The organism is Flavobacterium lotistagni (assembly GCF_011392125.1).
In the GTDB taxonomy this organism is placed as follows: Bacteria; Bacteroidota; Bacteroidia; order Flavobacteriales; family Flavobacteriaceae; genus Flavobacterium; species Flavobacterium lotistagni.
This window is the reverse complement of sequence record NZ_JAAJBU010000009.1, coordinates 134,478-145,102: the sequence shown is the minus strand read 5'-3', so window position 1 is coordinate 145,102 and position 10,625 is coordinate 134,478. Positions and strand designations below refer to the sequence as shown.

The following is a 10,625-nucleotide window of genomic DNA, read 5'->3' as shown; positions in this document are numbered from 1 at the left end:
TCAAGGAAAAGCGCTTACTGTAGTAGCCAGCGGATTCTTGAATCCAGCCAACAATAGCGAAGGACCAGCTTTCGGGCTATGGGTAGCTTTGCCAACCGGAGGCGATTTGGTGGCTTTACCATTGGTTCCATTAAGTACTGAGAATTTCTCTGCTTCACAAATCAGTCTTTACCCAAATCCTGCCTCAAACGAATTAAATGTTGCTCTTTCAAATCCAGCACAGAATGTTTCGGGTAGAATTATAGACATTAGCGGTAGAGAAGTTTCAAATTACAGAAACATCACAGAAAAGATTAATGTGTCAGGTTTAGCTAACGGAATGTATATACTAGACTTAACCATCGACGGCAAATCTTACCAACAGAAGTTTTTGATCAATAAAAATTAAGAGTTCTCAAATCTAGTCAAAGGCTGTAGTGTTTCATTGCAGCCTTTTTTTTATTTTGCAGTTGTGTCAATTTTCTCAGTGACGCGTGTTTTGATACAAATTTTGTGTCATTATTTTTTAAATGCAGTTTTTTTTGACTCAAGATTAATTATGAAGTTCGAAATGAAGCTATTTATGAAGTTACCCGAGTTACTTTATCAAAACTATACAATTGAAGCGCAATGGAAACAATTAAAAAAAATGAAAGCGAGCTCATTTTGATACATTTCTCCATCTGGATTAGCTATCGCTGATCCTTCAAAGCTGACGCTTTGAAAAACAAAACAGCCAAAAAATAAAATTGAAAGCGAGCTTAAGTATCTAAGATTTTGGTCTAACCAGGATTAGCTATCGCTGATCCTTCAAAGCTGACGCTTTGAAAAACAAAACAGCCAAAAAATAAAATTGAAAGCGAGCTTTCTTTTATTTTTTGGCTGTTTTGTTTTATTCGTGAACGCAGAAGGATTCGAACCTTCGACCGCCTGCTTAGAAGGCAGGTGCTCTATCCAGCTGAGCTATGCGTCCGACTTACCTTTTGCTGTGATTTTAGTCGGGGTGGCAGGATTCGAACCTGCGGCCTCCTGCTCCCAAAGCAGGCGCGATAACCGGGCTACGCTACACCCCGAAAAGCAAAAGCTTATTTTTTAATTTCAGGTTCTTAGAACACAAAATCCTGCGGAGAGTAAGGGATTCGAACCCTTGGTACAGTTTCCCATACGCATGTTTAGCAAACATGTCCTTTCGGCCTCTCAGGCAACTCTCCAAACTTAAAGTACCTTGTGGTCATTTAAGCGGTTGCAAATGTAACTTTCTATTCTATAATTTACAAATAAAATTTTACGTTTTTTTGACCTTCAATTTAAAACCATTAACAATCAAATGCATAGCAAAAATAAAGTCTACTGAGGGAGCGATTCTACTTCTTTCCACAGAGTTACCTTAGCACTACAGCAGGCAAAGTTTTCTGAAATAGTCGTTCACTTTTTGGCTAAAATGCTTAAATTCGCTGCCAATTAAACCAATAACAACGCATCATGAATAAAAAAGTAGTTATCGTTTCGGCAGCCAGAACACCTATCGGAAGTTTTATGGGTTCTTTATCTACAGTGTCAGCACCACATTTGGGAGCAGCGGCTATCAAAGGCGCCATGGAGAAAATTAGCTTAGACCCTAGCCTTGTCGATGAAATATTGATGGGAAATGTCATCCAAGCTGGTGTGGGTCAAGCTCCGGCACGTCAGGCGGCACTTTATGCAGGTTTGCCGAATTCAGTGATTGCTACTACAGTCAATAAAGTTTGCGCTTCAGGAATGAAGGCGGTGATGCAAGGCGCTCAGGCCATCATGGCGGGTGATGCCGAAATCGTAATTGCCGGCGGTATGGAAAACATGAGTATGATTCCGCACTATGTTCATATGAGAAACGGGGTGAAATTCGGTCCTACTTCTTTAGTGGATGGTATGCAACGCGACGGTTTGCAAGACGCCTACGACAACAATGCCATGGGCGTTTGCGCAGATTTGTGCGCTGCTGAATATAAAATTACTCGCGAACAACAAGATGCTTTTGCCATTCAGTCTTATGAGCGTTCGGCTAAAGCTTGGGAAGCCGGAAAGTTCAATAATGAAGTAGTTCCAGTGGCAGTTCCGCAACGTCGTGGCGAGCCGATTATGGTGACTAAAGATGAAGAATACACCAACGTCAAACTCGATAAAATCCCAGCCCTGAGTGCCGTATTTACTAAAGAAGGAACTGTAACTGCAGCCAATGCATCAACGATTAATGATGGCGCTGCTGCAGTAATTTTAATGAGCGAAGAAAAAGCAAAAGCCATGGGATTGCAACCTTTGGCCACCATTGTAAGTTATGCCGATGCGGCACAAGAACCAAAATGGTTTACTACTGCGCCTGCAAAAGCACTTCCAAAAGCATTGGACAAAGCCGGCTTGAAAATTAGCGACGTAGATTTTTTCGAATTTAACGAAGCCTTTGCTGTGGTAGGTTTGGCGAATGCCCAAATTTTAGGATTAGCAAATGACAAAGTAAATGTCAATGGTGGCGCGGTTTCTTTAGGCCATCCACTAGGTTGTTCAGGCGTTCGTATTATTGTGACTTTGATCAATGTTTTAGAGCAGAACAATGCGAAAATCGGTGCGGCGGCTATTTGTAATGGTGGTGGTGGTGCTTCGGCGATCGTGATTGAAAGAAATTAAAAAAATATTTTGAATTATAAATTTTGAATGAGCGTCCGTTCAAAGCCCAATGCCCTAGCCCTGATTGCAACGGCATCCTTTTGCGCCGAAGTTTAATTCTTCAAGTTCCTCAAAGTTGGATAGCGCAAAAGATATAGTGGAAAGCAGGTACCAGCTCCTAATCATTCATCATTTATCATTTAACATTCAACATAATTAGAATGTTCGGAATCTGTAATTTAGCCATCATCCCTTTAAGGGCCGAGTCTAGCGATCGTAGCGAGATTGTGTCGCAGGTGCTTTTCGGGGAACATTTTCAGGTGCTGGAAATGCAAAAACAGTGGGCTAGAATCCGATTGCAATACGATAATTATGAAGGTTGGATTGATTCGAAACAATACCAGCCGATTTCCAAGGAACAATACGACCAACTGAGTCAGGATGCCATTATCCTGAATTCGGATTTGGTCGAATATGTGACTACTGCCAACAATTTATTGATGCCGATTCCGCTTGGCGCTTCCTTGTCTTTTTTAAACCATCCGGATATTAATACTTCGGGATTTGACTTTGAAGGTTTGAAAATTACCGGTGTGAAACCTAAATCGAACTTAATCAATACTTCGTTTATGTATTTGAACGCGCCTTACCTTTGGGGTGGCAAAACGCCTTTCGGGATCGATTGTTCGGGTTTTACGCAAATGGTGTACAAACTCAACGGCTATCATTTGTTGCGCGACGCTTCCCAGCAAGCTACCGAAGGTGAAGCTTTAAGTTTTATTGAGGAAAGCGAACCCGGCGATTTGGCATTTTTCGACAATGAAGAAGGCAAGATTATTCATGTGGGCATTATCATGGACGATAACTACATTATCCACGCTAGCGGCAAAGTACGCATCGACCGACTGGACCATTTGGGCATCTACAACGCCGAAGCCAACCGGCATACACACAAATTACGCGTGATCAAAAAAATGATCTAACACAGATTGCACAGATTAACACGGATTTGAAGAACAAATTAATCTGTGAAAATCTGTGCAATCTGTGTTTACTTTTATATGAACGGCAAAATCAAATATGAATTCAAAGCAACCGTTTGGCAACATGCAGGAACCGGTGGCTGGTATTTTGTTTCACTACCTGAAAACATCAGCAAAGAAATCCGCGACAATTTAAAATGGCAAGAAGAAGGTTGGGGCCGTTTGAAAGCCGTCGCGCAGATTGGCAGCTCGAAATGGGAAACCGCGATTTGGTTTGATACCAAAAAAAATACTTACTTGCTTCCGATCAAAGCTGAAATCCGAAAAAAAGAAAAACTCAATAACAACGATTCCGTTGACGTACAAGTTTGGGTTTGACCAAAAAATCTGTGGAAATCTGTGCCATTAGTGTTTAAAAAAGCCCATCATTACTGACAGGCTTTCTTCTATTACTTTTTCTTTTTCTGAGCCGCTTTCTGGGCTTCGGCTTCTTCCATCATTTGCTGTAGCTTTTGTTGGAATCTTCCTTGCTTTTTCGGCTCTTTGGTTTTGTTCTCTTGAATCTGAGCATGGATTTTGTCCGGGTCGATGATGTAATTCTTGATGACAAGCATGATACCGATGGTAATCAAGTTCGAGATGAAGTTGTACAAACTCAAACCTGCTCCGTAACTGTTGAAGAAAATCAACATCATCACCGGCGAAACGTAAATCATAATCTTCATGATTTTACCCATATCCGGCATACCTTCTTGTTGCGGCGCGGCCATTTGCTGATCGCCTGAGGTCATTTTCATATAGAAGAAAATTGCAATAGCCGCCAAAATCGGAAACAAACTGACGTGAGCACCATATAGCGGAATGTTAAAAGGCAATTTGGCAATCTGGTCAAATGAAGACAAATCATCGGCCCACAAGAAACTCTTCTGACGCAATTCAAACGCCGACGGGAAAAATTGAAACGAAGCATACATAAACGGAATCTGAATCAGTGCCGGAATACAACCTGCCATCGGATTCACGCCCGCTTTAGTATACAGCTTCATGGTTTCCTGCTGTTTTTTCATCGGATCTTTGCTGAACTTCTCCCCGATCTCATTGATTTCCGGGCGCAATACTTTCATCTTCGCCTGAGATAAGAATGACTTATAAGTAATCGGCGACATCGCAATTTTGATAATGATTGTGAAGATGATGATCGCGATTCCGTAGGCAATGAAAGAACTCAAAAATCCGAACAATGGAATAAAAATGAATTTGTTGATCCAGCCGAAAATCCCCCAGCCCAGTGGAATAATTTTGTCGAGGCCGCGGTCATAAGCGTTTAAGGTCGCGTAATCAGTAGGCCCGAAATACCAGTTCATTTCGTAATTCACTTCACCATTGCGGAAAGCCAATGGCATATTGGCACGAAATTGTTTGGTGTGCAAAGTATCGGTTTGCTCATTAGCTACCAAGTCATTAGAGTACAATTTTGCCTTTTCGAAAGGTGTTTTGGTCAGCAATATTGAAGAATAGAAATGTTGCTTGAAGGCGACGAACGAAACTTTCTCAGGGTTTTCTTCTTTGTCTTTGCCTTGTCCGGTGTAATCGTCTTTTCCGTCTTCGTACTCAAAACGGATATCGGTATAGCGGTTTTCGTAAGAAATACTCTTTTCGTTGCGGATGGTTTTCATGGTCCACTCCAAATCCAGCGGTTTAGAAGTATTGAGCACTTTAGACAAACCTTGCGAATGAATGTCGAAATCGAGCATATAATTGTTCGGTTTCAACACATATTTATATTCAAGAAATTCGTTGGCACTGGCATTCAGGCGCAAAGTTAGTATTTGGTTCTCGCCTGCTTTGGTAAGTGTTGGTTGGAAATACAAGTCTTTACTGGCCAAAGTACGGTTGTCTTGAGTAAGCAAACTGATATTAAGTTCCGAATTCTTATTTTTAATCAACGACACCAAATCTTTAGAACCCTTCTGGAAACGTTCTTGGTTTTTCAACACCACTTCAGTAATGAAACCGCCTTTGTTGGCCACAATGATTTTGAGCAAATTGTTTTCAATGGTTGTAAAGTTTTCTTTAGCCGAAGGAAGCGTTGCCGAATAAGCAAAGTTTCCGAGTGAAGCTTTCAAAGCAGACAATTTAGTAGAATCTGCCGCTGTAGAATCTTGCACAATAGTGGCTGTGGCGGCTTTGGCTTTTTGGGCTTCGGCTTGTTGCTTTTGAACCAATTCTTTTTTGGCTTTATCCGCTGCAATTTCCTTTTCAGACGGTTGGTTCTGATACATGATCCAGATGAGAATACCGAAAATCAGAATGAAGCCGATGATTGAATTGAGGTCTAACTTTTTTTGTTCCATTGAATGATAAACTATAATTAATTATTTCTTTTTGCTTTGACCGTAGCCTGCACAAAACTAACAAATAAAGGATGCGGATTGGCTACTGTACTTTTATATTCCGGATGGTATTGCACGCCGATAAAAAACGGATGATCTTTGATTTCAATGATTTCAACCAAATTAGTCTCTGGATTGATACCTGATGAAATCAAACCGGCATTTTCTAGTGCTGAAGCAAAATCACTATTGTATTCATAACGGTGGCGGTGGCGCTCCATAATAGATGATTTACCATAAATCGAGGCAGCTAACGTACCGGGTTTAAGATCGCATTTCCAAGCGCCCAATCGCATCGTGCCGCCTTTATCGGTGATACTTTTTTGAGCTTCCATCAAATCGATGACGGCGTGTGAAGTACCTTGATTCATTTCGGTCGAATTGGCGTCTTTGTAATTCAATACATTTCTGGCGTATTCAATCACGGCCATTTGCATTCCGAGGCAAATCCCGAAGAACGGCAATTTATTTTCACGAGCATAACGAACCGCTTCGATTTTTCCCTCAATACCGCGCTCGCCAAAACCTGGAGCTACTAAAATTCCGTCCAAACCTTTTAGTTTATCAGCCACATTATCTGCATCTATATATTCTGAATGCACAGAAACCACATTCACTTTAGTTTCATTAGTTGCACCGGCGTGAATTAAAGCTTCAAGTATTGATTTATAAGAATCCTGCAACTCGACATATTTCCCAATAAGACCAATATTGACGGTATGTTTTGGGTTTTTTAAACGATGCAGAAATACATTCCAGTTTTTTAAATCCGGAGAATTCTTTTTAGGCAAATTGAGTTTCTTGAGCGCCACGACATCAAGCCCTTCTTGAAGCATCAGGTTCGGCACTTCATAAATTGTTGAAGCGTCAATAGATTGAATCACAGCTTCACGTTTCACATTGCAGAATAACGCCAATTTCTGACGCAATTCATCGGACAGTTCGTGCTCGGTGCGACATACAAGAATATCGGCTTTGATTCCGCTTTCCATGAGTGTTTTCACGGAGTGTTGTGTGGGCTTGGTTTTGAGTTCACCAGCAGCGGCCAAGTAAGGAACGAGCGTCAAATGAACTACAATTCCGTTATTTTCGCCCAATTCCCAAACTAATTGGCGCACCGACTCAATATAAGGTAAAGATTCGATGTCACCGACGGTTCCGCCAATTTCGGTAATCACTATGTCGTAATCGCCCGAATTGCCCAACAACTGCATTCGTTCTTTGATTTCGTTGGTGATATGTGGCACAACCTGAACGGTTTTTCCGAGGAATTCCCCGCGGCGTTCTTTTTCGATAACCGAAAGATAAACCCTTCCAGTAGTAACATTGTTGGCTTGAGAAGTCGGAACATTCAAAAATCGCTCGTAATGCCCGAGGTCAAGATCGGTTTCGGCGCCATCATCAGTCACAAAACACTCTCCGTGTTCATAAGGATTCAAAGTTCCTGGGTCAACATTAATGTAAGGATCAAATTTCTGGATAGTGGTGCGGTAGCCTCTGGCTTGTAATAGTTTTGCCAACGACGCCGCGATGATGCCTTTCCCAAGAGAAGAAGTCACGCCGCCGGTAACAAAAATATACTTTGTCTGATTCATTTTTTTGTAGTTGTTGTGTTGTTGTAGTTGTTTAAAAAACGTCGCAAAAATACAATTATTAATTCAGAAAAAACGGCATTTGAAACCGAGAAAATTTGAAAATTCGAACTTTAAATCGGCAACAGTAGCCTCAAAAAAAAACAAGCTTAAATAGGTTTCGGAAATTGCTGTTTGACCTTGCGAACGATTTCCTCTAGACCGTTGAGCTTGAGCTCATAAACGAGTTGGAGTTGTTCTCCCAATTTTCCTTTGGGAAAGCCATTGTTCTTGTACCAAACCACATAATATTCAGGCAGGTCAATCAAGTAACAATCTTTGTATTTACCAAACGGCATTTTGGCGTGGGCCAGTTGAATCAATTGGATTGCGTCGGAATTCATTTTTTCAAAAGAAAAACCACTTCTAAATAGTGAGTGAAGGGGTTCTTGATTTTATTTCCAGTGGAAGGTGACATCTTTCTCGATATCAGGATGCAGGCTTAGAAGCACAGGGCAATTCATAGCAACGCGCTCCAGAATGGTTTTGGTTTTGTCGTCGGTAGCAATTGACATATTGAGTACGACTATGATTTTGGCTATTTTTCGCGGCTCAGACTGCATGATTTTGGTAATCTCAATAGTCGAGCCCACCAAATCCACATTTAGTTCCTTTGACTTGATGGCCATAATAGAAATCATACAGCTTCCTAAGGCATTCGCTACCAAATCTGTCGGTGAAAAAGCTTCTCCTTTACCGTGATTATCGGTAGGCGCGTCGGATAAAATTTCGGTACCCGATTGCAAATGCACTGATGTAGTTCTTAAATCGCCTAAATATGTAATTTTTGAAGTCATTAATTTACTTGTTTGACCGAAAGATCATTTTGGTATTCCATGATATAAATGCCTTTGTTTGCATAGCCCTCACTGCCTTTTTTGGCATATTCAAACTTGCTCTCAATTTGTTCAGATTTCACTTCAACCGCAGAATCGGTGAACGATTTACCTTGGGTAATTCGCAATAAAGTATCGAAAGTCACGTCAAATCCACGAATGGCATATTGGCTCGGGAAAACTTTATTGATTTCCTTGTATTTCTTCTCAAATTCCATCGCCGCAGTAGTTGAATTTTCTCGGGTTAGCGACGGATAAAGCATTTTGAGAATGGTGAGTCGCTTCATTGAAATTTCCTCAAAATCGAGCGTATCATTTGGCTCAATGATTACCAATTGGATTTGGAAATTCGACATTTCATTAAGCAACACATTTGTTGTGCCTAAAATCAAACCGGTTCTTTCAGAATCAAGTACTACATAATTGATAACTCCTTTAACGAGTTGGGCTTTGAGATCATTCACATCGAGCGCGCCATTGTCTAGCAAAGCCACAAATTTTGCAGCCGGATAATTCTTGGTGATAAAATCCTTGTTGTATACTTTTTTCGGATCGCTCACAACTATAATATTGCCTTTTTTAGACAACATATAATTGAACATGGCCATTTTACCAAAATCTGTCGGTGGCATCGATTGAAACAAATTAGGATAAGGTTGCCCAATTTCTTTAGAAAGCGGCGAAATCACAGGAACATTTTTATCTTTAAGCAAGTCAGCAGCTTTCTCAACATACTGCTGGTAAAATGGCCCAATGACCGCATCAGCAGTTTGTAAATTGTTATTTTTAATGACGTTCTCTACATTTGAACTGAGCTTGCTTTCTTCCGAATCAAAAATCTTCACATCGACATTCAGACCGAGAGTTTTAGCCGAATCAATTGCCATGAGCGCACCGGAATAAAAGTCGAGCGTCATGTTTAAGAAAGCGTCTTTCTTCAAGCGAACTTCCATAGTTTTCAAAGTATCGCTCTGAATTTTAGCAGCATTGAACGGCAGTAGTAAAGCCAATTGTTTCCTGTCTTTGTTGGGTACAATTCCCGTTTTCATTTGCGGTTTTTCGGGCTCAGTTGTTACTTTTGGAGTAGGTTTGCTTTCTGATTTTACAGTCGGTTTAGGCTCTGATTTAACAACAGGTTTGGGTGCAGTGACCGCTTCGGTTTTGGTTTCGGTTTTATTGGGTTCTGAAGTTTTATTGGCCCCAATAATGTTGATATTGCCTTTGCCCGGTACTTTAAGAATCATTCCGGTTTTCAAACCATCCTTCATAGTTGGATTTAGTTGAACCAGTTCTTCTGGAGTGATTTTAAAATATTGCGAAAGGCTGTACATCGTATCACCAGATTTTACTTCATAATTTGCATAACCATTTTTGGTCAAAGTACGCGTGGTTTCGGTGGTTATAATTTCATCTCCGCTAGAAATTTCGGTGACGGCCGGCTTTGGTTTCTCGGCAACCGGACGATTATTTGCAGGTTCATCAGGAAGTGCTTTGCCGCTAATAATAAGTTTAAATCCAACCGGTAAATTTGACACGATTTGTGGGTTGCGCTGCTCAAGTTCTTGAACAGTAATGCCATATTTTTTGGCTATTCCAAATTTGGTTTCCTTCGGTTCAACGATATGATATATGTTATTCTCTTTGATGGAAACTGTTGGCGAGGATTTACTTTCAACAGATTCTTTGACCTGCTTTGGAGTTTCAACATTCGCATCTACAGCAGCTTTTCCGTTGGGTATCTTTACGGTTTGGCCAATCTTTAATCCGTTGGCGAAAATTTCAGGGTTGCTTTCCTTTAAATCAGCAATACTCACATTATAATCCCGAGCAATGCTATATAAAGTTTCTTTGGGTTGGGCCACATGTGATTTTGCAGTAGTATTCAAAGATTCACCCGAACTTGAAGTCGTTTTCACTAGTGATGTCGGAATCAGCAACACATCGGATTCTTTAATTCCTTTTTGGGCGTCGGGATTCAGTTGGTAAATATCATGAGGCGTTACATTGTATCGCACTGCAATTTGAGTAATGGTTTCGCCTGAAGTGACCGTATGTTTTGTGTAGTTTTTGTCTTGCGCAAACATTGGCTGAAACAACAACAACAAAGTCAATATTGAGAAAAGAATTCGATTCATTCTATATGCATTTAGTCGGGTTAACATT

9 protein-coding genes and 3 tRNA genes are annotated in these 10,625 nt (G+C 40.7%); 4 read left to right on the top strand and 8 right to left on the bottom strand.

What is annotated here, in order from left to right:
* On the top strand, window positions 1-388 hold a 388-nt coding region (locus G4D82_RS11155), incomplete at its 5' end, for a T9SS type A sorting domain-containing protein (protein ID WP_166337363.1).
* Window positions 389-878: 490 nt separating this feature from the next.
* Here G4D82_RS11155 and G4D82_RS11150 read toward each other — a convergent pair.
* The 3 genes from G4D82_RS11150 to G4D82_RS11140 all read right to left on the bottom strand — a co-directional run bounded on the left by G4D82_RS11150 (window position 879) and on the right by G4D82_RS11140 (window position 1,190).
* A tRNA-Arg gene (locus tag G4D82_RS11150) sits at window positions 879-952 on the bottom strand.
* 25 nt (window positions 953-977) lie between these two features.
* Window positions 978-1,052 (bottom strand) — tRNA-Pro (locus tag G4D82_RS11145).
* 51 nt (window positions 1,053-1,103) lie between these two features.
* A tRNA-Ser gene (locus G4D82_RS11140) sits at window positions 1,104-1,190 on the bottom strand.
* 271 nt (window positions 1,191-1,461) lie between these two features.
* On the opposite strand from G4D82_RS11140, the gene G4D82_RS11135 reads away from it, so the two are divergent.
* From G4D82_RS11135 to G4D82_RS11125, 3 genes are all read left to right on the top strand, one after another.
* Window positions 1,462-2,640, top strand: a complete 1,179-nt coding sequence (locus G4D82_RS11135; protein WP_166337362.1) for an acetyl-CoA C-acyltransferase — start codon at window positions 1,462-1,464, stop codon at window positions 2,638-2,640.
* A 200-nt stretch (window positions 2,641-2,840) separates the two neighbouring features.
* The gene (locus G4D82_RS11130) at window positions 2,841-3,602 is read left to right on the top strand and encodes a C40 family peptidase (RefSeq protein WP_166337361.1); all 762 of its coding nucleotides are present in this window, start codon (window positions 2,841-2,843) and stop codon (window positions 3,600-3,602) included.
* Between the two features lie 78 nt (window positions 3,603-3,680).
* Window positions 3,681-3,980 (top strand): DUF1905 domain-containing protein, encoded by a 300-nt coding sequence (locus G4D82_RS11125; RefSeq protein ID WP_207788160.1) that lies wholly within the window; start codon window positions 3,681-3,683, stop codon window positions 3,978-3,980.
* A 71-nt stretch (window positions 3,981-4,051) separates the two neighbouring features.
* Here the strand turns inward: G4D82_RS11125 and yidC are convergent, their stop codons facing one another.
* The 5 genes from yidC to G4D82_RS11100 all read right to left on the bottom strand — a co-directional run bounded on the left by yidC (window position 4,052) and on the right by G4D82_RS11100 (window position 10,597).
* Window positions 4,052-5,956 carry a membrane protein insertase YidC gene (gene yidC / locus G4D82_RS11120; protein WP_166337360.1) on the bottom strand — a complete coding sequence of 635 codons (1,905 nt, stop codon included), beginning with the start codon at window positions 5,954-5,956 and terminating at the stop codon, window positions 4,052-4,054.
* 17 nt (window positions 5,957-5,973) lie between these two features.
* Window positions 5,974-7,590, bottom strand: a complete 1,617-nt coding sequence (locus G4D82_RS11115; RefSeq protein ID WP_166337359.1) for a CTP synthase — start codon at window positions 7,588-7,590, stop codon at window positions 5,974-5,976.
* Window positions 7,591-7,736: 146 nt separating this feature from the next.
* On the bottom strand, window positions 7,737-7,970 hold the full coding sequence (locus tag G4D82_RS11110) for a DUF3820 family protein (RefSeq protein WP_166337358.1): 234 nt from the start codon (window positions 7,968-7,970) through the stop codon (window positions 7,737-7,739).
* A gap of 51 nt (window positions 7,971-8,021) precedes the next feature.
* Window positions 8,022-8,423: an OsmC family protein gene (locus G4D82_RS11105; RefSeq protein ID WP_166337357.1), complete on the bottom strand. Its 402-nt coding sequence runs from the start codon at window positions 8,421-8,423 to the stop codon at window positions 8,022-8,024.
* Complete coding sequence (locus G4D82_RS11100; protein ID WP_166337356.1) at window positions 8,423-10,597, bottom strand: LysM peptidoglycan-binding domain-containing protein; 2,175 nt, start codon at window positions 10,595-10,597, stop codon at window positions 8,423-8,425. Before G4D82_RS11100 ends, G4D82_RS11105 begins: the two co-directional genes overlap by 1 nt.
* Window positions 10,598-10,625: the final 28 nt, after the last annotated feature.

What these genes read in the sequence shown, in the direction of transcription:
- G4D82_RS11115 (WP_166337359.1), bottom strand. Translation starts at nt 7,590, where the DNA reads ATGAATCAGACAAAGTATATTTTTGTTACCGGCGGCGTGACTTCTTCT.
- G4D82_RS11125 (WP_207788160.1), top strand. Translation starts at nt 3,681, where the DNA reads ATGAACGGCAAAATCAAATATGAATTCAAAGCAACCGTTTGGCAACAT.
- G4D82_RS11105 (WP_166337357.1), bottom strand. Translation starts at nt 8,423, where the DNA reads ATGACTTCAAAAATTACATATTTAGGCGATTTAAGAACTACATCAGTG.
- G4D82_RS11110 (WP_166337358.1), bottom strand. Translation starts at nt 7,970, where the DNA reads ATGAATTCCGACGCAATCCAATTGATTCAACTGGCCCACGCCAAAATG.
- G4D82_RS11135 (WP_166337362.1), top strand. Translation starts at nt 1,462, where the DNA reads ATGAATAAAAAAGTAGTTATCGTTTCGGCAGCCAGAACACCTATCGGA.
- G4D82_RS11100 (WP_166337356.1), bottom strand. Translation starts at nt 10,597, where the DNA reads ATGAATCGAATTCTTTTCTCAATATTGACTTTGTTGTTGTTGTTTCAG.
- G4D82_RS11130 (WP_166337361.1), top strand. Translation starts at nt 2,841, where the DNA reads ATGTTCGGAATCTGTAATTTAGCCATCATCCCTTTAAGGGCCGAGTCT.
- yidC (WP_166337360.1), bottom strand. Translation starts at nt 5,956, where the DNA reads ATGGAACAAAAAAAGTTAGACCTCAATTCAATCATCGGCTTCATTCTG.